Annotated in this window: 28 protein-coding genes; 12 read left to right on the top strand and 16 right to left on the bottom strand. The window is 31.0% G+C overall.

Translation table 11 applies throughout. The features are described from left to right. Positions 1–63: 63 nt before the first annotated feature. From BM120_RS07065 to yedF, 3 genes are read right to left on the bottom strand one after another with little or no spacing between them, the layout of a single operon-like run. Positions 64–243, bottom strand: a complete 180-nt coding sequence (locus tag BM120_RS07065) for a DUF951 domain-containing protein (protein ID WP_091994435.1) — start codon at positions 241–243, stop codon at positions 64–66. A gap of 39 nt (positions 244–282) precedes the next feature. Continuing rightward, entirely contained in the window at positions 283–549 is a 267-nt protein-coding gene (locus BM120_RS07060) for a putative Se/S carrier protein (RefSeq protein ID WP_091994433.1), read from the bottom strand. A 7-nt stretch (positions 550–556) separates the two neighbouring features. Next, on the bottom strand, positions 557–1,171 hold the full coding sequence (gene yedF, locus BM120_RS07055; RefSeq protein ID WP_091994432.1) for a sulfurtransferase-like selenium metabolism protein YedF: 615 nt from the start codon (positions 1,169–1,171) through the stop codon (positions 557–559). A gap of 360 nt (positions 1,172–1,531) precedes the next feature. Here yedF and BM120_RS07050 point away from each other — a divergent pair, with 360 nt between their 5' ends. The 4 genes from BM120_RS07050 (at position 1,532) to BM120_RS07035 (ending at position 4,918) form a co-directional block, all read left to right on the top strand. Further along, complete coding sequence (locus tag BM120_RS07050; RefSeq protein ID WP_091994430.1) at positions 1,532–2,152, top strand: GerMN domain-containing protein; 621 nt, start codon at positions 1,532–1,534, stop codon at positions 2,150–2,152. 55 nt (positions 2,153–2,207) lie between these two features. After that, the gene (locus tag BM120_RS07045; protein WP_091994429.1) at positions 2,208–3,350 is read left to right on the top strand and encodes an aminotransferase class V-fold PLP-dependent enzyme; all 1,143 of its coding nucleotides are present in this window, start codon (positions 2,208–2,210) and stop codon (positions 3,348–3,350) included. A gap of 252 nt (positions 3,351–3,602) precedes the next feature. After that, a complete protein-coding gene (locus BM120_RS07040) occupies positions 3,603–4,055 on the top strand; it encodes a thioredoxin fold domain-containing protein (protein ID WP_091994427.1) in 453 nt (150 codons plus the stop codon). 392 nt (positions 4,056–4,447) lie between these two features. After that, positions 4,448–4,918 (top strand): hypothetical protein, encoded by a 471-nt coding sequence (locus BM120_RS07035; protein WP_091994426.1) that lies wholly within the window; start codon positions 4,448–4,450, stop codon positions 4,916–4,918. 335 nt (positions 4,919–5,253) lie between these two features. Here BM120_RS07035 and rsmG read toward each other — a convergent pair whose 3' ends face one another. From rsmG to mnmE, 3 genes are read right to left on the bottom strand one after another with little or no spacing between them, the layout of a single operon-like run. Continuing rightward, complete coding sequence (gene rsmG / locus BM120_RS07030) at positions 5,254–5,976, bottom strand: 16S rRNA (guanine(527)-N(7))-methyltransferase RsmG (RefSeq protein ID WP_091994424.1); 723 nt, start codon at positions 5,974–5,976, stop codon at positions 5,254–5,256. Then, on the bottom strand, positions 5,977–7,863 hold the full coding sequence (mnmG, locus tag BM120_RS07025; protein WP_091994422.1) for a tRNA uridine-5-carboxymethylaminomethyl(34) synthesis enzyme MnmG: 1,887 nt from the start codon (positions 7,861–7,863) through the stop codon (positions 5,977–5,979). A gap of 40 nt (positions 7,864–7,903) precedes the next feature. Continuing rightward, complete coding sequence (gene mnmE, locus BM120_RS07020) at positions 7,904–9,283, bottom strand: tRNA uridine-5-carboxymethylaminomethyl(34) synthesis GTPase MnmE (RefSeq protein WP_091994421.1); 1,380 nt, start codon at positions 9,281–9,283, stop codon at positions 7,904–7,906. A 370-nt stretch (positions 9,284–9,653) separates the two neighbouring features. On the opposite strand from mnmE, the gene BM120_RS07015 reads away from it, so the two are divergent. Next, a complete protein-coding gene (locus BM120_RS07015) occupies positions 9,654–10,193 on the top strand; it encodes a TDE2712 family protein (protein ID WP_091994419.1) in 540 nt (179 codons plus the stop codon). 74 nt (positions 10,194–10,267) lie between these two features. Next, the gene (locus BM120_RS07010; RefSeq protein WP_177187396.1) at positions 10,268–11,011 is read left to right on the top strand and encodes an HAD family hydrolase; all 744 of its coding nucleotides are present in this window, start codon (positions 10,268–10,270) and stop codon (positions 11,009–11,011) included. A 99-nt stretch (positions 11,012–11,110) separates the two neighbouring features. Here the strand turns inward: BM120_RS07010 and BM120_RS07005 are convergent, their stop codons facing one another. Then, positions 11,111–11,356, bottom strand: coding sequence for a hypothetical protein (locus BM120_RS07005; RefSeq protein ID WP_091994416.1), 246 nt, complete (start codon positions 11,354–11,356; stop codon positions 11,111–11,113). 414 nt (positions 11,357–11,770) lie between these two features. On the opposite strand from BM120_RS07005, the gene BM120_RS07000 reads away from it, so the two are divergent. Then, positions 11,771–12,859 carry a cell wall-binding repeat-containing protein gene (locus BM120_RS07000; RefSeq protein WP_091994415.1) on the top strand — a complete coding sequence of 363 codons (1,089 nt, stop codon included), beginning with the start codon at positions 11,771–11,773 and terminating at the stop codon, positions 12,857–12,859. Between the two features lie 125 nt (positions 12,860–12,984). Here the strand turns inward: BM120_RS07000 and panC are convergent, their stop codons facing one another. The 9 genes from panC to rpmH form a co-directional block, all read right to left on the bottom strand. Next, positions 12,985–13,833: a pantoate--beta-alanine ligase gene (panC, locus tag BM120_RS06995; protein WP_091994413.1), complete on the bottom strand. Its 849-nt coding sequence runs from the start codon at positions 13,831–13,833 to the stop codon at positions 12,985–12,987. 21 nt (positions 13,834–13,854) lie between these two features. Beyond that, positions 13,855–14,682 (bottom strand): 3-methyl-2-oxobutanoate hydroxymethyltransferase, encoded by an 828-nt coding sequence (gene panB, locus BM120_RS06990; RefSeq protein ID WP_091994495.1) that lies wholly within the window; start codon positions 14,680–14,682, stop codon positions 13,855–13,857. A 37-nt stretch (positions 14,683–14,719) separates the two neighbouring features. Next, on the bottom strand, positions 14,720–15,592 hold the full coding sequence (locus BM120_RS06985) for a Rossmann-like and DUF2520 domain-containing protein (RefSeq protein WP_091994412.1): 873 nt from the start codon (positions 15,590–15,592) through the stop codon (positions 14,720–14,722). 217 nt (positions 15,593–15,809) lie between these two features. After that, on the bottom strand, positions 15,810–16,490 hold the full coding sequence (locus BM120_RS06980; protein ID WP_091994410.1) for a beta/alpha barrel domain-containing protein: 681 nt from the start codon (positions 16,488–16,490) through the stop codon (positions 15,810–15,812). A gap of 178 nt (positions 16,491–16,668) precedes the next feature. Then, positions 16,669–17,430, bottom strand: a complete 762-nt coding sequence (gene jag / locus BM120_RS06975; protein WP_091994409.1) for an RNA-binding cell elongation regulator Jag/EloR — start codon at positions 17,428–17,430, stop codon at positions 16,669–16,671. 19 nt (positions 17,431–17,449) lie between these two features. After that, positions 17,450–18,148: a YidC/Oxa1 family membrane protein insertase gene (locus BM120_RS06970; RefSeq protein ID WP_091994407.1), complete on the bottom strand. Its 699-nt coding sequence runs from the start codon at positions 18,146–18,148 to the stop codon at positions 17,450–17,452. 44 nt (positions 18,149–18,192) lie between these two features. Continuing rightward, complete coding sequence (gene yidD, locus BM120_RS06965) at positions 18,193–18,432, bottom strand: membrane protein insertion efficiency factor YidD (RefSeq protein ID WP_242941575.1); 240 nt, start codon at positions 18,430–18,432, stop codon at positions 18,193–18,195. Then, the gene (rnpA, locus tag BM120_RS06960) at positions 18,407–18,790 is read right to left on the bottom strand and encodes a ribonuclease P protein component (protein ID WP_091994404.1); all 384 of its coding nucleotides are present in this window, start codon (positions 18,788–18,790) and stop codon (positions 18,407–18,409) included. Before rnpA ends, yidD begins: the two co-directional genes overlap by 26 nt. A gap of 88 nt (positions 18,791–18,878) precedes the next feature. Continuing rightward, positions 18,879–19,013: a 50S ribosomal protein L34 gene (gene rpmH, locus BM120_RS06955; RefSeq protein WP_091994402.1), complete on the bottom strand. Its 135-nt coding sequence runs from the start codon at positions 19,011–19,013 to the stop codon at positions 18,879–18,881. Positions 19,014–19,523: 510 nt separating this feature from the next. Between rpmH and dnaA the strand changes: the two genes are divergently transcribed. From dnaA to gyrB, 5 genes are all read left to right on the top strand, one after another. Next, positions 19,524–20,912 carry a chromosomal replication initiator protein DnaA gene (dnaA, locus tag BM120_RS06950; RefSeq protein ID WP_091994400.1) on the top strand — a complete coding sequence of 463 codons (1,389 nt, stop codon included), beginning with the start codon at positions 19,524–19,526 and terminating at the stop codon, positions 20,910–20,912. A 276-nt stretch (positions 20,913–21,188) separates the two neighbouring features. Further along, a complete protein-coding gene (gene dnaN / locus BM120_RS06945) occupies positions 21,189–22,289 on the top strand; it encodes a DNA polymerase III subunit beta (RefSeq protein WP_091994398.1) in 1,101 nt (366 codons plus the stop codon). Between the two features lie 183 nt (positions 22,290–22,472). Continuing rightward, positions 22,473–22,679 carry a S4 domain-containing protein YaaA gene (gene yaaA, locus BM120_RS06940; protein WP_091994397.1) on the top strand — a complete coding sequence of 69 codons (207 nt, stop codon included), beginning with the start codon at positions 22,473–22,475 and terminating at the stop codon, positions 22,677–22,679. 56 nt (positions 22,680–22,735) lie between these two features. Then, complete coding sequence (gene recF / locus BM120_RS06935; RefSeq protein ID WP_442956752.1) at positions 22,736–23,827, top strand: DNA replication/repair protein RecF; 1,092 nt, start codon at positions 22,736–22,738, stop codon at positions 23,825–23,827. Next, positions 23,828–25,735 (top strand): DNA topoisomerase (ATP-hydrolyzing) subunit B, encoded by a 1,908-nt coding sequence (gene gyrB, locus BM120_RS06930; protein WP_091994394.1) that lies wholly within the window; start codon positions 23,828–23,830, stop codon positions 25,733–25,735. The last annotated feature ends 14 nt before the right edge of the window (positions 25,736–25,749 follow it).

Genomic DNA, 25,749 nt, shown 5'->3' with positions numbered 1-25,749 from the left:
AGCATGACAAACACATTAATAATACTAAAGCTCCCATATTTTGCCCTGCTAGTAAAAACAACCTTAAAGAAACTTTTTTATTCTTTTCTCAGCAGTTTCTCTATCAAGCATTATTATTCTTCCACAATTATTACATTTAAACTTTACATCAGCTCCTGTTCTAGTTATTGTAAACTCTTTGGAACCACAAGCATGCTGTTTTTTTAATTCAACAATATTTCCAACCTTAATGTCTACTGCCATATTTTCTCCCATATTTATAGCAAGAAGAAAATTCTCTCATTAAAATTCTATTTCAAGTGCTTCTCTATCACCTGATTCATTCCTCAATATATGATAAACACCCTTTATGTCAATAGAATTTTCTTCTAATAGCTCCTTTATTCTTTTTTTATCTTCAAATTCAAACCTTATTGACAGCCCACAGCTAGCAGCTACCTCTCTAGGAGTAGGCAATGTCATTACCTTTAGACCATCGTCCAACAATAGCTTCTCTGATCTAATAGCATGGTGTGTCGAGTTAAACGACACAATATAAAAATTATTCATATATCACCTACCCAATTGTAATTACTTTTGATGCAGCTTTCATCTCTTCAACGATTGTGTACATATTAGTCACTGTACCAACCCTTAATTCTTCCTTTAGACCATAGTAGTCCAGACAAGTTCCACATGAAAGTATTTCAACACCTAGCTCTTCCAATTTTTTAATATGCTCTACGGTAGCTTCATTTCTTGTAGTTAATTCTACTCCACCATTTAAAAATAAAATCGACCTTGGTAATGGCTTGGACTCTGTAAGTGTGAACAGGAAGCCTTTTATCAAAACAGCACCTAGCTCATCATTACCGCTTCCAATTCTATTACTCATGATAGCTATCACTTCTTTTCCCTTAGGGATTTCGACATCACAAGTAATATCTTCATCAGCTATATCAAGCATTGCTCCATTTTCCTTTGAAATTCTAATGATAATTTCATCTTTTTCTTCTTTTATAATCTCAGCCCTACAATTGACTGACCTTGCAAATTTTAAAATGTTTTCCTTTGGAACATTGTCACTTACTACAACCTCGACAACGCCTTCCTCTATTTGCTCAAGAGCATTTTTAGTTTTTATTACAGGCATCGGACAAGCAAGCCCCTTTGCGTCTACATTTACTACCATTATTCATACCTCCAACATAGTACACTTACACTTATATAATATCACATTATTGGTATTTGTGACACATAATAATTTCAATTTCATCCAAGGGAAAACGCTACACAATTATTATTTTTAGTTAATTTTAGTTTTTGCTTATATTTAACTAAAAAAAATAAAATTAAAGAGATAATTATTAATAAATTTTCACAATTTCGAGAAAAATTTTTTCATATATATTTTTGATATTTCCTATTCGAAATTCTATTATATATTAAAAAGCTCACAAATATGATATAATAATATTGATATCAATTTTTATCAGTTTTTGATATTTCACTTAAAGTAATTGAGGAAAAACAAATTAAGGAGGATTACATTATGAAATACAATAAAAAAATCAAAGGCTTACTGATGGTTGGAATACTTATTACATCAACTATCTCGATGGTTGGATGTACAACAAATGCAAATAATTCATCTGAACAAAAAACACAAACAGAGGAAAAAAATACCAATGAAAGCTCAGAGTCTAAAAATAGCGAGAATAACGACACTTCTAAGGAAGCATCTGATAAAGAAAAAGAGTCCACTCAAAATAACGAAGCAAATAAAACAGAATCCGGAAAGGCTGAAATAACTTACTACACTTATGATATCAACTCAGAAAAATTGACTGAGCATAAGCAAAAGGCTGATGAAGTAAGTGTCGGAAATGTTATCAAAGCACTTGTTTCAGAAAAAGTACTTCAAAAAGGTACAGATGTAAATAAAGCCAAGGTTGAAACAGTTGATGGAGTTAGAACATTAATCGTCGATGTAAATGACAAGTTCGTTAACTTTGATTTGGGCTCAAGTGCTGAAACCCTTATGTTGAGATCATTCACAAATAGCTTGATAAAAACCTTCAAGGTCGAACAGGTCAAATTGACAGTTGACGGAAAAAGCTATTCAAGTGGGCATATAGTAATAAAGGATGGGGAATATCTAAAATTCAAGTAATATAAACTTAGATAATATCAAACGACAATTGACATTATCGCAAGGAGGCAATAAAATGATTTATTTAGACAATGCTGCAACGACTTTTCCAAAACCGGAAAATGTTTATAGGGCTATGGATCATTGTTCAAGGGCATATTGTGCTAATCCCGGCAGATCCGGTCACAGGATGGCAATGGAATCTGCTAGAACGGTAGAGGCTACTAGAGATTTGGTAGCAAAACTATTTAATATAAAAAATCCAATGGAGGTTGTCTATACCTTCAATGCGACAGATTCATTAAATCTCGCTATAAAGGGATTTTTAGAAGCAGGAGATCATGTAGTAACAACGACTATGGAGCATAATTCCGTTCTAAGACCAATAATGGAGCTTGAAAAAATAGGAGTTGAGCATACATTTGTTCAGGCTGATTGCGAGGGAAAAATATCACCAAAGGATATAGAATCAGCGATAAAGGAAAATACCAAATTAATTGTAACAACTCATGCATCTAATGTCGTGGGAACACTTGTAGATATAGAAGCTATTGGAAATATAGCAAAAAAACATAACATAAAATACTTGGTAGATGCTTCTCAATCTGCCGGAATATATGATATAGATGTCCAGAGAATGAATATAGATATGTTGGCAATGCCTGGACATAAAGGTCTTTTAGGACCTCAAGGTACGGGAATTTTGTATGTAAATGATGATATTAGGTTGAAAAGCCAAAGAGAAGGTGGTACTGGCAGTAAATCTGAGGATATAATACAACCAGATCTATATCCAGATAAATATGAATCTGGAACTCACAACACACCTGGCATAGCCGGACTTGGAGCAGGTATTGAGTTTTTATTGGAAACTGGACTTTCAAGGATTAGAAATCACGAGGAAGAGCTTACTCAATACATGCTAGACAGGCTATCAGAAATAGACAATATAAAGATATATGGACCAAGGTCTTCAAAGGAAAGATCTGCTGTTATCGCAGTAAATATAGGCGATATTGACTCCGGAGAAATTACATTTAGATTGGATAGAGAATTTGATATTGCCACAAGATCTGGTATTCATTGTGCACCTCTTGCCCACAAAACAATAGGTACATTAAATCAAGGTGCAATCAGATTTAGCTTTGGTTATTTTAATACCAAGGATGACGTAGACAAGGCTATTCATGCACTAAAGGAAATATCAAAATCATATTAAGACAATTAAAGTGTTCTATATCAGCATCAACAAATTTTGAATAATATTTAAAAGTTGAGATTATTTATTTTAAAAATCAATGATCTCAATTTTTTGTATAGATATTATTAATTTTTAGATTACTTCAATATAGTTTTTTTATATATTTGTTTACTTTTTGTCAGTGATAAGATAATATATTAGTGCAATAATAGAGTTTTGAAAATATTGTTGACATTATTATTTATTATCTTAATATTATGAGAGGTACATATGAAAAACAAAAAACTTATTTATATAGTAGTAATTGTTTTAGTTGCTTTGGTTGTCGGCATTTTTGCCAAAAAGGATGATATTAAACTAATGATGGAGCAGAAAGAATATAAAAATAACATAAAATTCTTGGTAAATAAAAAAAGCTGGAAAGATATCACTAGCGAAGAAGATGGATTGTATGTATTGACCTCTGAAGATTGCCCATACTGTATTAGATTTTCGAGTTCATATGAATACATAGTTTCAAATATACAGAAAAAAGTAAATGTGAAAAGCTATCTTGTCGAAGTCGATATGGATAAGGATTTTAAAGACAAAAATTACGAGAAGTTTTATGAAAAGTACGGACTTGAAACAATTCCTAGTATGTTACTGATTAAAGATGGTAAATATAAAGTTTTACCTACCGAGTTGATCGATAAAACTCATCAAGAGCTTAACAAACAATAGCATCTAAACAGTAATTAATATAATTGATAGCTTCTATAATTTATAGGTTATCACAAAAATTTATTATATTTCAAATAAGTTGTTGCTTAACATAACATAAATTTTTTAACCGTAAAAATGGTATGACTTGAAAGTCAATCCTAAGCAAAGAGGTATCCAACATTCTTATGAATGATTGGATACCTCTTTGCTTAGGATTTATTGGTTGTATAATATTTAGCGTTGATGGTAAAAATTTTCAAATTCATCGTGAGATAAATTCGTTAACGTTATTTGACAAAAAAGCTCAAATCCCATAATTTATATTCTATTAAATACAATTATTTGCATTTATATTGACATTTTTTATAGTATCAATTATAATAAATTTAAAAAAAGGGGGAAATTGTTTTATGTTATTAAAAAAATTCAAAAAATTAAGTCTATTTGTTCTATTATTATCTTTATTAATGTCACCTTTTAATTCACTTTCTTCATTCGCTAGTGAAGCTAAACCATCTAATAATGTTATTGCTAATCAAAATGCAGAGTTACAATTTAATACAGTGGATGATTATGCAGCATACATAGCTTATTCAGTAAAGAATAATAGTGATTTTGTAGTTATAAAGCCTTATGCAGTAGGGGAAATGTTAGATTTAAAAGACTCTATATATTTTTGGACTAAAACAAAAACAGGAGCTTGTATATCGAAAGTAATAAATCCAGTTAATATAGCAAAAGGTGTTCTTTTTGGGTTTTCACCAAAACAACTAAAAAAAATGGGAATTAAAGGTTTTGCAAGAAAACTCGCAAAAAGCGGTTTACAGTATGGTGTGGCATATGGAATAGCAGAATGCATATTTACCTACTGGGGAAAATAAAGTATGAATCTATAAAAATCGATACTAATATTATATGAATCTATAAAAACTTACTTAGCAATAATTGGAATAGATTTTTTATTCAATAAAAAATCTATTCTATTAAGCTTTGATGGCATTAAAAGTGTATTATTTTCTGTCTTGATAATAATATTCGCTATTTTGATAAATATTAGAAAAATAAAAGAAAAATAGGAATCTATCCACATTTCCACCATTTATGGGGAATGTGGATAGACTTTTTATTTTTAAAATCTATATTTTACACTATATCATCTTTTGATGATATTAGTTTACTATTAGTTTACTATTATTTTGATTATCCAAAATTTGTATTAAAGTGGTTTTTTAGATAATTTACCAGCTTTTCTAGGATATTTACCTAGAGTTTCTTTTATTTTTTTTAACACCAATATCCTGTGTTTAAGTTCTTCATCAGGCAAGCTTACCTCAATATTTTCAACTAATTTTACATCGAGTACATCCATTGCATTTTTCGCTTCTTCGACCTCATTTTCAGCATTTGGTCCTTTTAAACAGATAAAGAAGCCTCCAACCTTCACGAATGGAATGCATAGCTCCAAAAGAATGGGTAAATTTGCAACAGCTCTTGCAGTTGCGATATCAAATTTTTCTCTAAAATCTTCATTTTGACCAAAATCCTCTGCTCTTCCATGAACAAATTCGACATCATCAAAGCCTATATTTGTACAAGCTTCCCTCAAAAAATTAATTCTCTTATTTAAAGAATCTAGAAGTGTAAGCTTTATTGTTGGATTGCAAATTTTGTAAGGTATTCCAGGAAACCCCGCACCAGTACCAACGTCTATCACAGATAATCCATCCATAATATATCCATCTTTAAAAATTGCTACCGAATCCAAAAAATGCTTTATATAAACCTCTCTCTGTTCAGTAATTCCTGTCAAATTCATATTTTTATTGTATTCAACCAATATTTCTCTATACTTCTCAAATTTTTCCAGCATAGTATCATTTACATCAATATTGAAATTTTTTAAACCATTTTCCAACAGCTCTATATTCTCTCTGCTCACTTACGCCTCCACTTTTCTTCTCTTTTGCTCTAAATATATTAAAAGAACTGATATATCAGATGGAGAAACCCCCGATATTCTCGAAGCCTGTCCTATCGAAGTTGGCTTAATCAGATCTAATTTCTGTCTGGCTTCAAGTCTTAGCCCATCTATCAAGCTATAATCTATATCCTCAGAAAGCTTTTTATTCTCTAGCTTTCTAAATTGTTCAATTTGCTTCATTTGCTTTTCAATATAGCCTTCATATTTTATCATTATTACAGCTTGCTCTTTAACATCCTCTGGCAGCTCCAATTCACTTGATTTTCCAGTAATGTCTAAAAATGAATAGTCTATTTCTGGTCTCTTTAAAAATTCATAAAGTGACAATCCATTATTTAGACCTACAATTCCCCTTTCAGCCAATAATTCATTCACCTCATTTGGTGTTATTCTATTCTTTTTTAGCCTTTCTATCTCGGATTCAATCTGTGCTTTTTTCTTAATATATCTATTATATCTCTCTTGTGTAACAAGCCCTATATCATATCCTTTTTGAGTTAGTCTCATATCAGCATTATCCTGACGCAAATAAAGTCTATATTCAGCTCTAGATGTCATCATTCTATATGGCTCATTAGTTCCCTTTGTAACCAAATCATCTATCAGAACACCTATGTATCCTTCAGATCTGTCTATAATAAAAGGCTCCTTCCCTTGAATTTTTAAGACTGCATTTATTCCTGCAATCAATCCTTGAGCCGCTGCCTCTTCATATCCCGATGTTCCATTAAATTGTCCAGCAGAAAATAAATTTTCAACGCCCTTTATCTCCAAATTTTGCTTTAATTGAGTCGGATCAATACAATCGTACTCTATTGCATATGCCGGTCTCATAATTTGAGCATTTTCCAAGCCCTTTATCGTTCTATACATTCTAACCTGCATATCCAGTGGAAAACTTGTCGAAACACCTTGAATATACATTTCCTTTGTATCTAATCCCTCCGGCTCTATAAATAGCTGATGAGTTTCTTTGTCGGCAAACTTCACAATCTTATCCTCAATTGATGGACAGTATCTAGGACCTGTTCCTTCTATATTTCCACTGTACATAGCACTTCTAGTAATATTTTCTTGTATCAAGCTCTTTGTTTCAGGAGTGGTCCTTGTTAGATGACACAAAACCTGTTCTCTTTGAATATCATCACTCATAAATGAAAACGGAGTGACCTTACTATCCCCCTCTTGAATTTCCATAACTGAAAAATCTATACTATCTCTATGAATTCTCGCTGGAGTACCTGTTTTGAATCTTCTCATAGAAAGCCCAAGCTCCACCAAGCTCTTTGTCAGACTTTTTGCATATGCCAGTCCATTTGGTCCCTCTTTAAATTTGTCATGACCAATGAAAACAGTTGATTCGAGGTAAACACCTGTGGCAAGAATTACAGCCTTGGATCTATAATTACATCCCAATCTAGTCCCTACACCTGTAACTATCCTTCCCTCGTGAAGAATTTCTTCCACTTCATCCATCACAACGTCTAGATTATCCTGATTTTCTATTGTTTCTTTCATAACTCTATGATACAAATTTTTGTCGGTTTGTGCTCTCAAGGAATGTACTGCCGGACCCTTTGCCGTATTGAGCATCTTACTCTGAATATATGTTATATCTATCGCTATACCCATTTCACCACCCAATGCATCGACCTCTCTTACCAGCTGCCCCTTTCCAGTTCCTCCAATTGAAGGATTACAAGCCAGTGCTGCAATCGCATCTAGAGAAAGTGTAAGCATCAGAGTTTTCATTCCTAATCTTGCAGAAGCCAACGCCGCTTCACATCCAGCGTGACCAGCACCAACTACAATAATATCATAATTTCCCGCTTCAAATCTTTCCATATATTTCCTTTCTTTATTTATCTTTACTTTTTAATACAATCTACTTTCCAATGCAAAAATTGCTAAATATAGTATCTAACAAGTCCTCTGACACTGTATCACCATTGATATATCCAAGACTATCCCAAGCATCTTTTAAATCCACTTCTATAAAATCATAAGGAAGCATATCCTTTAATCCGTTTACGGCATCCTCAATGGAATTCATAGCCTTATATATAGCATCCTTATGTCTAGAATTTGTAATTACTACATCAGAAGAGCTTTGTACTTCACCACTAAATACCATCTTTTCTATTTTTTGATGAATCGAATTTAACCCCTCATGCTTTAATGCAGATATGCTAATAATATTTTCATTATCAACATATTTTTCAATCTCCTTTAATTCTATTTTTGACTCCAAATCAATCTTATTAAGTAGTACAATAGTTTTATTCGGATCAATATTTTTCAATATATCCAAATCGTCAGCCTCCAATTCTCTGGATATATCTATTACCAATAAATTTAAATCAGATGATTTCAGATGAGAAATAGATTTTTCAACACCTATTTTTTCTACTATATCTTCGGTTTCCCTTATTCCTGCTGTATCGACAATTTTCAAAGGAATACCATTTATATTTACGAACTCCTCGATTACATCTCTAGTTGTTCCTGGAATATCCGTCACAATTACTCTATTTTCACCTAAAATTGCATTCATTAGCGATGATTTTCCAACATTCGGCTTACCCAAAATAGCTGTTTTAAGCCCCTCTCTAAAAATCCTGCCTGTATCCGCGGTATTATATAGAAATCTAATCTCATCTCTTATAGACTCGGTTTTTTCAGTTAATTCTTTGTAAGTGATAAACTCTATATCCTCTTCAGGATAATCTATAGCAACCTCTACCTGAGCCAAAACCTCAGTTATCCTGTGTCTCAATTTCTTTATTTTATCAGAAAGTGAACCCTCCAGCTGACTTTGTGCAATTTCATGAGATTTGTCTGTTTTGGCGTTGATAATATCTATAATTGCCTCTGCCTGTGACAAATCAATTCTACCATTCAAAAAAGCCCTCTTTGTGAACTCTCCTCTATCTGCCAATCTAGCCCCATTTTTCAGAGTCAGCTCTAGTATTTTTTTCACGGAAATAAACCCACCATGGCAGTTTATTTCTATCACATCTTCAGCTGTATATGAATTAGGACCCTTCATATATGCCAGCAAAACTTCATCCACAATTTCCTCGCCATCCACTATATTACCATATATCAATGTTCTAGTATTATATTCATCAATACCATTTTTATAAAAGGGTTTAAATATCGCCTTTGCAATATCTACAGCCTTACTTCCACTTATTCTAATTATGCCTATACCACCCTCACCTGGAGCTGTAGCAATGGCAGAAATAGTATCATCAATAAACACTCTATACCTCGCTCTCTATTTCAATATCCCTTGACAATTTCACCATTTATATAACATAAAATATTATAAATACATATTTGTACATATATACTTATATGTATTCATATAAATCTATTATAATCAACAATAAACTTTATATTATTTTTATACTCTAAACTCAAATTTTTAGACCTATCCAATATATAAAATTATATCACATTGTTGCAAGTCATAACTAAATTTTTTACTATTGCTACATATATATAAAAAATATCGTACTTCTAACTATAAATTTGAATGAAAATATACTATAATAATGTTATTGATAAAAATTTTAACATAATATGCTTAATATAGTTTATATCTATATAAGATATTGGAGGAGGAAATCATGATAAAATCAGTAACTATTAATCTCGAAGTAATTGAATCTATGCTATACTATTGGAGTACTGTAGTCGACAGAGAAAAGGTGAATGAAAGCTTTTTTGTTGACGTAGCCAATATGGAAGCGATGAAGCTAGTACAAAGTCCTGAATTCACAGAGGAATCAATCAGAAAAGTATTAAGCTCTATTCAAAACAGAGAATTGCTTTCAGCTGCAACAAAACCGGAAAAAAGATTCTGGAGCAAAAATATGTGGATTGCGGAAGACGTTTCACTTGCTACAAAAATGGCACAGCCAGTAAAGGTTTTAAATGTAGACGACCTTGTTGAAAAGCTAAACGAAAAATATCCAGATTCAAATTTGGAAAAAATAACAGTTCATATAGCACCACTTCATCTAGATCCATACTATATAGCTGGAGATGCTCTATTAATAAACTTTTTCACAATATACTTTGATGAAAACGATAATGCAGTAGTAGATGGAAAACCATTGAAGGATTATGTATTTGAAAGACTATGTGAATTAGTTGAAAAAAATTAATACTCATTGTATTATCTTAGTATGAAGCTTAATAAATCACAATAATCAGAAATTATTTATGGGAGGTAATGTATATGAATAGAAATGTTTTCTTTTTTGATATTGACGATACTCTGTATGATTTGGAATATCCATTTAGACTTGCATTTAAAAAAATGTATTATTACCTTCCTAAAAATATTCACCAAATATTTTTGGATTTTAGAAAATACAACAACGAAATTTATGATAAAGCATTAAAGGGCGAAATTTCTATGGAGTATCTATGTATTTATAGAACAAAAAATTCATTTATTGATAATGGAATATCTATAGACGACAAAGAGGCAATGCAATTCCATCTGGTTTATTTGGATCAAAAAAAACATATCAAGTTTGAGGATCACGTACAAATGTCACTTGATTATATCATTTCAAAAGGCTCAGAAATTGGAATTATATCAAATGGACCTCACAAAGAACAGTATAATAAGATAAAATATTTAGATATGTACAAATATGTAGATAAAAATAATATTTTTGTTTCTGAGGATGTTGGTTTTCATAAACCAGATTCCAGAATATTTTGCTATGCAAAAAAACATATTGAAGATAACCTGATTTCAAATAACAGGCTTCAATCAGATGACATACCTAATTTGAAATATTACTATATTGGTGATTCATTTGAAAATGATGTGATTGGTGCAAAAATTTCAAACTTTGGCTCTATATGGATAAATCATAGGGGATATGATATAAATTGTGAAAAATACAAAGCAGACTTTGAGGTAAATACCTTTGAAGAGTTTTATTTACTTATTAAAAGCATTATTTAGTATTAATTCACATTATATATAAAAAAGGAGAATATGGAATTTCTCCATTTTCCCCCTTTATTATCTATTTGTTATTTAAGTATATCTTTATTATGTTTTTTATTTTATTATAGAGATAATGAAAAGCTGTATTAATACAATATAGGATAACAGCCCAAACAAAGATACATTTTCATTTTTGTAGTCATGAACTAATAACGAAATTACAATAACATTAGCACATAGTACTCTTAATATTTCATTACTTTTAAATGCATACATAAGTATCAGCATCAAAACTGATAATAAATATACACCTATTCTACTAACTTGAACCTTATTATATCTTGTTTTTAGATTATTCATCCTCATACCTCCATGTTCCTAAAATATAATAAATCCTATCAATAATCCATTCGTAATTAAAACAATATTTGTGATATATATCACGAAAAACTATCTATATTGTTAAAATTATTTTTTGGAATAATCTGAAAGATACGTATAAAAATATAAAACAATTATTAAATTGTCGATTTAACATCATTTTAACATAAAATTTAACCAAAGTAAATATAAAAAGCATTTTTTTAATATTCTTTTAGATTTTTTATTGTTTTTCTGTTGTTTTTTTTATATAACTATATGCAATCACAAGGTTACATAACTTCATAGTGGGAATATTTTGCAATAATTGGTTGACACTTAAAATTATTTGTGATAATATCCATGTAAAATAGTTCCATATATATTTAATATAATAAAAAATAGGAGGTAGTTATGAGAAAAATATGTTTTTCATTAATATTTATTTTATCTATTATTTTCCTTACAACCACATCTCAAGCAAGAGATATTGATATGGAAAATGTCATTGTAGTATCAAAACAAAGTCCATCAGATATTTTACCAGCAGTTACTTTGTCTAACTACATTGGTACAGATTTTATGCTTTTAGATAAAGAGCAAATTTCTAATATAAAGTTTGATAAGAATAAAAACTATATTCTTGTCGGTGGAAAACGTTCGCTCAACGATAATTTATTCAAGGATTTAAATTATATTAGAATTAGTGGAGAAAACCGATATGAAACATCAATTTCTGTATTGGAATATGCCAACAAATATAAAAAAGTTGATAAGGTTAACTTAGTTTCTGGCAATTCTTATGCTGATAGTTCAATTGTAGCTTCTTCAAAAAATATATCTATTTTTGTTTCAGATAATACTGAAACAAACACTAGAATAAAAAATATTTTGGATTCAATGGGAATTTTAGACAGAGTTGTGGTTGGTGGTAATTTAAAAATCAGTGACGATATAGTTAGTTTTTTTAATTCAAAACGTATATCCAGAAAAGACAGATATGATACATCAAGAGTTTTTTCAGGAATTAATAATAACGGATATATTTATTCTGAATCTGGTTCATACTTTAATAATATAATGGATGCCAGACAATCTCTAATAGAAAGCAAAGGGTTTATTTTGAAAAATTCAACAAAAACCAAGATTATTTTTACCCTATCTCAAGTAAATTCAAGGCAAGAATTAAGCGAGTTTTTAATAGAAAATGACAAAAAGCTATTGAAACTATACAATGATATTAACAAGGGTATAGCAGAAAATAATAAGAGTAAACTTATCACAACTAGCCCAACTAATACGGCATATGCGATAAAAATTATATACAATAAAGATATCCTGTATATAACAGATAAAAATTTAAATGACAATCATGAATCTATGCATATTGCAATTTCTAAAAACTCGTCACACTTAAAAGAATATATTGTCAAAGACAATAATTTAATTAAACAACTGGTTGATTCTATAAATCACTCTATTTATAGTGAATACTCACTATAGCATATAATAATTATAAATAACGTATTTAAAAGGTCATTCAATGAAAAACTAAATTATCATCGAATGACCTTTATTACATTCCTATTTACTGAACATGTTTCATCAATTTATGCGTTACGACTCGATTAAATGCTCACTATTTCATTATCTATTAATCTTGTATTTCCAATATACACAGCAATAGCTATTAGAGTATTTTTACTTACTTCTTCAACTCTATCAAAAGTATCAAAATCCAATATCTCAACGTAGTCTATCCTCGCTGTTTCCTCAGCTTCAATTGTTTCACAAATTATATCTCTAATGGCTTTACTTTTCCTTTCTCCCTCTTTTACTATATCTATGCCCTTCAATATACTTTTTCTCAACACTGTAGCTGATTTTCTTTCCTTTTCACTAAGATATGAATTCCTTGAGCTTTTTGCAAGTCCGTCTTCTTCTCTAATTATAGGGCATCCAATTATATTAATACCAAAATTAAAATCCTTTACCATTCTCTTTACTATTGCCAATTGCTGTATATCTTTTTTACCAAAATATGCATTATCTGGAGCTACAATATTGAATAATTTTGTCAATATTGTACATACACCTCTAAAGTGTCCTGGTCTAGTCACACCACAGAGAATATTTGTCATTCTTTCACTTGGTACGACAAATGTTGAATATCCTTCTGGATACATTTCTTTTGCATCTGGGTGAAAAACATAATCCACTCCTAGCTTGCGACAAATCTCTGAATCTCTCTGCAAATCTCGTGGATAATTATCATAGTCTTCATCTGGACCAAATTGAGTTGGATTAACAAAGACACTCACTACTACTATATCATTGTTATCTCTTGCATTTTTTATCAGGCTTTCATGCCCCTCATGCAAAAACCCCATCGTTGGAACCATTCCTATTTTTTTATTTTGACTTTTATGAGAAAAACAAATACTTTTCATTTCATCTATAGTTCTGATAATCTTCATTTTATTTTTTCTCCGTTTCGACTAATACAGTTTTTTTATTATTTCGTCATCTATTTTGAAAGAATGTTGCTCCTCAGGAAAGCTACAATCCTTCACAGCATCAATATATAATTTTATTCCTTTTCTCATTTCATCTCCAGCATTTGCAAACCTCTTTACAAATTTAGGTGTAAAATCGCTATATAGACCTAACATATCTTGATAAACCAAAACCTGACCATCACAATCCAGACCAGCTCCTATACCTATTGTCGGAATGTCTAACAACTCAGTAATCCTCTTTGCCAATTTGTCGGGAACACATTCTAGCACAATTGCAAAAGCACCTGCCTCTTGTATTGCCAAAGCATCCTCTATAATTTTCTTGGCTGACTCTTCATCCTTTCCTTGAACCTTAAATCCACCTAATGCGTTTAAGGACTGTGGAGTTAAGCCCAAATGACCACAGACTGGTATTTTTGCAGCGACAATTGCTTTTATCACATCACAAACTTCTCTACCACCTTCTAGCTTTACACAATTTGCTCTTCCCTCACTCATAAATCTACCAGCATTAATAACGGCATCTCTTACTCCAGTATTGTATGACATAAACGGCATATCGCCAATAACCAATGCATTTTTTGCACCTCTTGCAACTGCTTTTGTATGGTGAATCATATCATCCATAGTTACACTTAAGGTATCCTCATATCCCAACATAACCATTCCTAATGAATCTCCAACAAGTATTGAATTTATCCCACATTCATCTACAATCTTGGCTGTAGTATAATCATATGCAGTCAGCATAGTAAGCTTTTCTCCATTTTTTTTTGCGTCCTTAAAAGTTAGTACTGTATTTTTCATATCCATTCTTTTCTAATTAATAAATCAGATTTTCCTTTCATTTCATTAATAATTTAATAATATTTGTATAATCTCTATCTTCGTGCTTGTTTTTTGCAATTTCTACTAATTCCAGACTTAATAGTCTATAGATATCAGTTATTCTTTTATGCTTGATATCACAATCATCTATAGACATTAGGTGATTTTTAACTGTGGTAAAATCATTTCTTTCTACTGGTCCTGTCAATGCTTTTATCGGCCCATTTTTCACAAAATTTTCGACATTTAACCTTGCCAGATTAGATAATACATCAAAGGATTCGTTTTCATCAAATCCACATTCACTAAGCAATTCCAATGAAATATTACCCAAAGCCAAAAATAAATTACTTACAAAAACAGATGACAAATGATATTTTATCTTATCATCTGATCGAATAATTTTATATCTGTTGCCTTTTTCTACTAGTATATTTTTAAATATATCGATAAATTCTTGATCTCCCTCTAGTGAGAAAAAAGCTTTTTCCAAATCCCTGTATGAGCTACTAATGTCATTAATAGCCAATGCTGGATGAATAGAGCCCTTATATATTTTTTTTGATGGTGCATCGGTAAATATTTTAGATGATAGTGAACCACTACAATGACATATTACTTTGTTTTCAAGATTATAGCATTTTAGCTGTTGCCAAATATTTTTAATCTCTCCATCTGGCGTAGCAATTATTAAACAATTACTATCTCTTACAATAGATTCTAAATTATTATAGCTCATTGATTTGGTAAATCTCGAAGCAAAATTAGCACTCTCTATGGTTTTGCTGTAATATCCATTTAAGCTAAAACCGACCAAAGAATTATCAAATAGGTATTTCCCAAGAGAAACACCGACCTTTCCAGCTCCAATTATACCTATTTTTAACATAGTTATCACCTCCTAATTGAGTGTAATACTATTATCACAAAAACAAAATAAAACAAATGTGTAGTTTCTTAATCTCGAATACCACCATAATTTCAATTTAACATAATTCTGTATAATTTTCAATAATAAATTAACACAAAAAAGAGCCTGTCCAAGCTCTTTCTGCATTTAATATTTCTACACTTCTTCATTTTTTAACAGCTTAAGCTTATTATTGCTACTTTAAGCTCTCTCTATATCCAATCATTACAGTTCTGAAAAGATCCTGTATACTAGGTGGAGTATAGGTTATAGCATTCGCACCTGCCTTAATCGTTTCAACTATTGTCTCTGGGTCTCCACCGCCAGTAGCGATAATAGGTATTTCATCGTCAAGTTCTCTAATTTTTCTAATTATAGCCGGTGTATCCTTTCCACCAGCAACATTTAAAATGGCTGCACCAGCATTAATCCTTGCGTTTATGTCTGTATCTTCACTGATGACCGTAACGATAGTTGGAATATCGATTGCCTCAGAAACAACCTTTAAATTCAGATTCGATATAGGAGCATTTAAAACGACTCCCCATGCACCTTGACATTCTACGTCTTTTGCCAAAGAAATGGTTCTTAATCCCTTTGTCGTACCTCCACCAACTCCACAAAATACCGGCATTGATGAGTGCTTTATTATAGCATCACTAATAGATTGCTGTGGAGTAAATGGATAAACTGCAAAAACAGCATCAGCATCACAATTTTTGATAATTGCCAAATCAGTTGTAAAAACCAAGCTTTTTATCCTTTTGCCATGCACAACTATCCCACTAGCCATCTGAACTTCCTTTGGTACTCTTAAAATGTTATATCTCAGTTTACCATTTATTTCTCTAACTTCCTTAATACTTCCTGCATTCATAATAATCAATCTCCCTAATTTAAAATAAAATCAATCATCTCTTTTATAGCTTTAATAATTAATAATTATTTGTACTTTCTTACTCTTAACTATTTTTTTTAAGTTAATATATATAATATAAAAAAAATCCTAACATTTCAATAGTAATGCTTAGGATTTTTTATGAATTAATATTTTTTTATCTCTTATATTCTATTACAACTCTTCTATAAGGATCTGTGCCCTCACTATAAGTTATTACAAATCTATCATTCTGTAGAGCAGAATGAACAATTCTTCTTTCGTAAGGATTCATATAATCAAGCTTCTTTGTTCTCTTTGTTCTAGCAACTTCTCTAGCTGCTTTATAACAATATCTCTTTAATGATTCTTCTCTTTTGCTTCTATAGTTTTCAATATCGACAAAAACTCTAGTATGAGAATTTTTATTTACCTTACTCAAAGCAAGACCTATTAAAAACTGAATTGCATCTAGTGTATCTCCTCTTCTACCAATAAGACAGCTAGCTTCATCACCAGTTATCTTGACTTTTAAAAGATCTTTCTCAACACCGACATTTACATCAGCATTTACATCGGCATTTTTTAACAATTCCTCTATGAAGCTTCTAGCTGTTTCTATTTCATCTTCTACTGTTATGCTTACCTTGCTCTCTGTAGAAACTTCATCAGATATTTCTATTTTTTTATCATTTATTTCTTCATTATTTTCAATTTTATCTTCTTTTACACTATCTTCAATACATTCGAATATATCTACTTCTTCCAATAAATTGTAAAATAGCTCAAATACTCCGTCCTTTGCACCTATTCCCAAAAAACCCTTGCTAGGCTTTTCCTTAACTGTTATCTGAATACTTGCTTTATCTGCTTTTGTAGATTTAAGTAGTTGTTCAACAGCTTCATCTGAACTTCTCGCATATAAAACCTTTGATTCCACTATACAACCTCCTACTTTACTATTTTTTTACCTTTGTATACTTTCCAGAAGACTTGGATTTTTCTTCTTCCAGCTTCGCCTTTAAAGGCTTTGTGATTACATAATACTGTAAAACTGCGAACAGATTGCTCACTGTCCAATAAAGAGTAAGGGCTGCTGGAAAAGTGAATCCCCAAATTAGTGAAAGTGCCGGCATCATATATGTAAAGCTCTTCATCATCCCCTGCATTTGATCTTTTGGAGTCATGCTTATCTGCATAAAATAAGCACTTATGCCTGATAAAACTGCCAACACATAGTCGGGCTTTATCAGTGATTTAATCCATAAGAAGCTTCCATTTGCCGATAAAAATGTAGTATTATCAACAAATACACCATACTTCATCGGATCTCTAAATACATAGAAAAGAGCGAATAATATAGGCATCTGTATCAACATCGGTAGACACCCTGCCAAAGGGTTAAACCCTGATTCTTTATATAATTTAGTAATTTCTTCATTCTGTTTTTCAGGCTTATTCTTGTACTTTTCCTGAATTTCTTTAATTTTTGGATTGATTTCAGACATTGCAAATGTAGACTTAGTCTGCTTTATCGTCAAAGGAGTCAGCAATGCCTTTACGATAATAGTAAACACAATTATAGCCAAACCGTAGTTTCCTATTAGACCGTAAATATTTTTTAAAACCATTCCAAAAAACTCTGCAATAAAACTCATTAATACCTCCTAAAATACATATTCCAACTTTTGGAACAAACTTTCTACTTCAAAGGGTCGTAACCACCTGGGTGAAAAGGGTGACACTTGGAAATTCTCTTTATAGTCAACCACAGTCCCTTTAGAAAGCCATATTTCTTGAATGCTTGGATAGAATACTGAGAACAAGTGGGGTAAAATCTGCAGCTTGGACCTTTTAATGGAGAAATAAATTTCTGATAATATTCTATTAGAAATATACAAATTCTCACAGAAAAATCACTTATTTTTTTTATTACTTTCATTTGTACCACCATCTTTTTTTATAACATTCGCCTTTTTGGTTATATACTTTATCGACCTTTCAATGGCTTTATAATCTGAATTTGAACTATTTACTCTGGCGATAAAAACAATATCATAGCCTTGTTTGATTTTTGAATCTATATTCAAACGATATGATTCTTTTATATGCCTTCTTATTCTATTTCTAACGTTAGCTTTTCCAACTTTTTTTGAAATAGATATCCCTATTCTAGATTTTCCCACATTGTTATTCATATAATATATTACCAAATTTCTATCCGCAAAAGACTTACCCTTTTGATAAATCCTTCTAAAATCGGAATCATTTTTAATTCCATCGGTGTTATTAAATTTCATCAATAACCTCCATTTCTTAATGATCATTATAAAAAAAACCACTTAAAAAAAGTGGCATTTTATTATCATTAATTTAGAACAAAACTGACTAGTGAGTTAATCTGTTTCTTCCCTTAGCTCTTCTTCTCTTTAAAACATTTCTCCCGTTAGAAGTTTTCATTCTTTTTCTGAAGCCATGTTCTCTTTTTCTTTGTCTTTTCTTTGGCTGATAAGTTCTCTTCATACTTGAACACTCCTTTCCATAAACGTAATTGTAAACATAACAATATAATTATAATTATTTTTATAGTAAAAGTCAATTGTTTTTTGAATATAAACTATGTGAAAGCTGCATATTTTTAATAAAATCTCCAGTCCAAATAACTAAAAAATTTTTTTTTAGTTATCAACAATATACGGAAATAAAAATGGAATATTTATCCACAGCAACACAATATGTTGATAATGTAAAAATATATCACAAAGTTATCCACAAAATGTGAATAACTTTGTGGACAAAAAAGCTTTTTATAGTTGTATAATATATCTATAAAGCTAATATTATAGCAATTATAATGGGTATTAAAAGCTGTTTTTTATGGTTAAATTACTGGTAGATTATATATAATTTTATAAACATTTTTTACACACTAGTAAAAATAATAATTATTAGTGGATTTTTTAATCCAGTTTTATTAACACAAATCAACAATATTATAAACAATTAATAAACAGATAAATTGGAGGATACGGAATGGATGCTAACAAACTTTGGATCTCAGTAAAAAATAAGCTAAAAGGAGAGTTTACAAGTGTTCACTATGATATATATATTGAACCATGTATTCCTATTGCAATAAACAATAATATTTTTTATATAAAGGGTCAAGACAAAAGAACAAAGGAATTTTATGAAAAAGAAGAAAGTAAAAAAATCATTTTAGATATTTTTGGTGAGTTAGCAGCTAATATCAGTGATATAATAGTTATTATTGATGAGAAAGATGAACTAGAAATTATCAATAATATAAATGGTAAAAATTCTTCTCAAAAACAATCATATAATTCAAATATTGATAATTATGATCCAATAAAATTTGTAAATAGTGTTGAAAAAGCTAATCTCAATCCAAAGTATACTTTTGAGACCTTTGTAGCTGGTCCAAGCAATAATATTGCTATGGCAGCTTGTCAAAGAGTTGCTAATTATGACAATATTTCAAATGATAACCCTCTTTTTCTATATGGAGGAGTTGGTCTTGGAAAAACTCACCTGATGCATGCGATAGGACATAGAATCCTTGAAAGAGATCCATCAAAAAAGGTTCTATATGTTTCATCAGAAACATATACCAATGAATTTATAACTTCATTGGGACAAAAAAATACTGGTAATTTCAGAGCAAAATACAGAAACGTTGATATATTAATGGTCGACGATATTCAATTTTTCGCAAAAACAGACTCAGTTCAAGAGGAATTATTCCATACATTTAACGATCTTCATAATGCTGGAAAAAAAATAATTCTTTCTAGCGACAGAGTACCTCAAGATATACCAAAGCTTGAGGAAAGGCTTAAAAGTAGATTTGTTTGGGGAATTACAATAGACATACAGCCTCCAGACTATAGTACGAGAATGGCAGTGCTTCAAATGAAATCTGAATCAGAAAATATACAAATACCAAAAGAAGTATTTGAGTACATTGCTGACAATGTGAAATCAAATATCAGAGAGCTGGAGGGTGCCTTAAATAAGGTTATTTTGTATGCAGATTTATCCGGCAAAAAAGAAATAGATTTGCAGCTTGCCAAGGAAGCATTGAAGGACAGTCTGGTTTCTTACACTACAAACGAGGTCAATGTTCTTAGAATAAAAGAAACTGTTGCAGATGCATTTAATGTTTCAGTTGAGGATATAGATTCAAAAAAACGAGACAAGAAGTATGCTTTCCCAAGGCAAATAGCGATGTATATAGCTAGAGAAATCATGGATATTTCACTACCTGCCATTGGCGAGGAGTTTGGAAATAGAGACCATTCTACTGTAATTCACGCTATAAAGAAAATTAACGACGAAATAGAAAAAAGCGAAACTACAAAGATAAAAATAGAGAAAATAAAGTCAGATTTAATAGGGTAGTTACCAACATTTTTTATGTTAATAAGCTGTTGACTATTGTGGATAAAAAATAAATCAAATTTTATCCACAATTTATACATATGATATCCATATGCTTATCAATATAAAATTAACAATTAATGTATTGTTAATTTCAATGCTTTTATATGCTTATTAACACAATAAACATACACTACTACTAATACTACTATATATATTATTTATTTATATAGTAGTATATGAATAAATACTTATCAACAAAACAATGGTAAACATTTAAAAGAAAGGTGGTTATACATGAATATTTTATGTAATCAAAAAAAATTATCACAAGCGATAACAAATGCTCAAAAAGCTATCAATAACAAAACTACAATAGAGCTTTTAAGAGGATTACTTATAACAGCAAAGGAAGGTAAGCTTATAGTAACAGGATATGATAGTGAATTGAGTATTGAAACTAATATAGATGCTCAAGTGAATAAAGAAGGTAGTGTCGTAGTCAATTCTAAACTTATAGGTGAAATTGTAAGAAAGCTACCGGATACATTTATTTCATTAGAAACTGATGCAGATTGTAATGTTTATATAAATTGCATGAATTCGAGATTTAAAATAAAAGGTCTACCTGCAGAGGAATTTCCAAAGATTGATGACATCAATGTTGATTATGAAGTTAAAATAAATCAAATAGAGATGAGAGGCATGATAAAGCAGACGGTTTTTGCAACTGCAATTGAACCTATGAATCCTACTCTTGCAGGTGAATTATTCGAGCTAAGAGATCACAATCTTAGCTTAGTTGCACTTGATGGCTATAGATTGGCTGTTAGAAAATCTGAAATAAAGGATGGTATAGATACTGATACTAGCGCAATTATACCTGGTATTACATTAAATCATCTTAACAGTTTATTGACAGATGACGGAGATATTTGTGTCGGATTTGACAGTAAAAACATTATATTTAAATTGAAGGACACAAAAATTATCGCCAGATTGATTGAAGGTAGCTTCACAAAATATGATAGCTTGCTGCCAAAGGACCATATTACGAAGATCAATGTAGAAACTAGAAAGCTTCAAGAATCAATTGAGAGAGCTTCATTATTGTTTACATCTCCAAAAAATAACCTAATAAAAATATCTATAATGAAGGACATGATAGCGATCACATCTAACAATGAAAATGGAAATGCCTACGAAGAATTAGATGTTGAATTTGAAGGGAATGAGCTTGAAATAGCATTTAATTCTAGATATTTTCTTGATGGTATAAAAAATATAGATAGTGAATATATCAGTATAGAATTTGGAGGGGAAGTAAATCCAGCAGTAATTAAGCCTATAGATGGACCTGAATATATTTATTTGATTCTTCCAGTTAGATTCAGCTAGAAAAATGATTAAGGACTGCTGCACGATAAATATATTGTGTAGCAGTCCTTAATATTTTAAGCTATAGTCTATTTTTGAACATTATTGAAGTTTGTTATTACCAAGTGTCGGTTATTTATGATATAATAGAATAGTCGAATTATGCAACTAACAAAAATTTGTATTAAATAGTGGGGATACGAAATGAAAAATATTAAAATAAAGACTGATTTTATAAAATTAGATCAATTTTTAAAGTTGGCTGATGTCGTAATGTCAGGTGGAGAAGCAAAGGTTTTAATACTTAGTGAAGATGTTTTTGTGAATGGTGAAATATGTACCCAAAGAGGCAGGAAAATAAAAAAAGGCGACATTGTAAAAGTAAATGATATAAGTTTTTTAGTTGAGTAACTACAATACTATTTTAAAAAGTAGGTGTTATATTGTATATCAATAACATAAAGCTGATGAATTATAGAAATTACCAATTATTAGAATTGGATTTCAATAAAAAAATCAATTTAATAATTGGTAGTAATGGTCAAGGTAAGACAAATATAGTTGAATCAATAACATTAATGTCAATAGGAAAGTCCTTTAGAACAAACAAGGATAGGGATTTGATAATGTTTAATAAGGATTCACTGTATACAAATTGTAATTTTTCGAGAAATGGAATAAACAAGAGTATTGAAATAGTTGTCACAAAAGAAAAAAAGGGCATAAAAATAAATGGTGTTTCGGTGAAGTCATTGCATGAGCTACTTGGAACACTAAATGTAGTTATTTTTTCACCTGAGGATTTGAAGCTAGTAAAGGATGGTCCTAAGGAGAGACGAAGCTTTATAGATAAAGAGATAAGTCAGGTCGTGCCTAGATATTATAGTCTGCTTATGGATTATAACAAAACTATGAGTCAGAGAAACATACTGCTAAAATCTAATTACATAGATAAAAATTTACTCGACGTTTATGACCTAAGTCTATCAAGGTATGGAAGTGAAATCTACGTATTTAGAAATAGATTTATTGAAAAGCTATCAGCTATTTCAAGTAATTTACATAGGAACCTTACTTTAAATAAGGAAAATTTGACTATAAAGTATAAAAATCAATTGAATATTGATGACTATAGTGATGCTGAGCTGATTAAGGAGCTACTTTATCAAAAATATAAAGAAACAATTGATAGCGACCTATACAACAGAAATACAAAAATAGGACCTCATAAGGATGATATCAGTATTCATATTAACGATATAGATGTTAGGTTGTTCGGATCCCAAGGACAACAAAGAACGGCTTCTATTTCCTTAAAGCTCTCAGAAATTGAGCTTATTAAGCAAGAGGTCGGAGATTATCCGATTTTGATTTTGGATGATGTATTTAGTGAACTTGATCAAGATAGACAGAAGATGTTGGTTGAAAAATTAGGAGATGTTCAGATGTTTGTAACATCAGCAGATCCTTTGCACATTAATATATTAAAGGAATTGGAGTATTCCGTTTTTCATATAGAAAATGGAAGAGTTATAAGTAGTGAGAATGGAGGAGTGTAAATGGCTAAACACGAATATGGTGCAGATCAAATTCAGGTCTTAGAAGGATTAGAGGCTGTTAGAAAAAGACCTGGTATGTATATAGGATCTACTGGTACTAGAGGATTGCATCATTTGGTATACGAGGTTGTAGATAACAGTGTAGATGAGGCTTTGGCAGGTAATTGCTCTGAAATATATGTTTCATTAAACAATGATGGTAGTGTCACTGTAAGGGATAATGGTAGAGGTATTCCTGTAGAAGTTCATCCAAAGACAGGATTATCAACTCTTGAGACTGTATTGACAGTGCTTCATGCAGGTGGAAAATTTGGGGGAGGAGGATACAAGGTATCTGGTGGTCTTCACGGCGTTGGTGTATCTGTAGTTAATGCATTAAGTGATTGGCTTGTCGCAGAAGTTTTTAGAGATGGTAAAATATATAGACAAGAATACAAAAGAGGTGTGGCTACAACAAAGCTAGAGGTTTTTGATGGTACATCTAATGAGAGTGGAACTGCTATTACATTCCTACCAGATGCTAGTATTTTTGATGAAACTGAATTTAGCTATGAAACCTTAGAGTTTAGATTTAGAGAGCTTTCATTCCTAAATAAGGTTATAAAAATTGAATTTGAGGATAAAAGGGATGGGATTGAAAAAACAAGAGCTTTCCATTTTACTGGTGGACTTATAGAGTATGTAAAATATCTAAACAAGACAAAGACTGCTATCCATCCGCAGATTATTCATATAGATAAGGTAGCAGATGATTGTACCATAGAATTGGCTCTTCAGTATACGGATGCCTATCGTGAAAATATTTATTCATTTGCTAACAATATTAATACTCATGAGGGAGGCTCACATCTTTCAGGGTTTAAAACTGCTCTTACAAAGGTCATGAATGACTATGCGAGACGAAATAACTACTTGAAGGAAAAGGATCAAAATCTTTCTGGTGAAGATATCAGAGAGGGGTTGACTGCAATAATATCTGTAAAGCTTCCAGAGCCTCAGTTTGAAGGTCAGACTAAAACAAAGCTTGGCAATACCTTTATGAGAGGTCTTGTAGATACTATTACAAATGAAGAGGTTGGAGCATTTATGGAGGAAAATCCTTCAGTTGCAAGGATAATTATAGACAAGTGTCTAAGAGCTCAAAGGGCAAGAGAGGCTGCAAAGAAAGCAAGAGAGCTGACAAGAAGAAAAAGCGTTCTTGAAAATACATCTCTTCCTGGAAAGCTAGCAGATTGCTCAGAAAAATCACCTGAAAAGAGTGAAATATTCCTAGTCGAAGGTGATTCTGCCGGTGGTTCTGCAAAGGGAGGTAGAGATAGAAATATACAAGCCATTTTACCTTTAAGAGGTAAAATACTGAATGTCGAAAAATCTAGACTAGACAAGATATTGTCTTCAGATGAAATAAAGAATATGATAACGGCATTCGGATGTGGTATAGGTGATGATTTTGATATTGAAAAATTAAGATATCATAAGATAATAATAATGACCGATGCCGATGTCGATGGAGCTCACATCAGAACTCTTTTACTTACGTTCTTTTTTAGATATATGAGACCTTTAATTGAAGAGGGCTATGTATATGCGGCACAACCGCCACTTTTCAAAATAAAGAAAAATAAAAAAGAATTTTATGCTTACGATGAAAGACAGTTAAACGCCACTCTTGAAGAGGTTGGAAGACAGGGAACAGAAGTTTCACGTTACAAAGGACTTGGTGAAATGAATGCAGAACAGCTTTGGGAAACTACAATGGATCCAGAGTCCAGAATATTGTTACAGATAACTGTAGATGATGCAATTGTAGCCGATGAGGTATTTTCTATGTTGATGGGGGATAAGGTCGCACCTAGAAGAGAATTTATCGAAGCTAATGCTAAATTTGTAAAGAATTTGGATATATAGGAGGTTGGCTGAAT

The sequence above is a fragment of the Peptostreptococcus sp. D1 genome (genome assembly GCF_900112955.1).
In the GTDB taxonomy this organism is placed as follows: domain Bacteria; phylum Bacillota; class Clostridia; order Peptostreptococcales; family Peptostreptococcaceae; genus Peptostreptococcus.
This window is presented reverse-complemented; position numbering and strand designations above follow the sequence as displayed.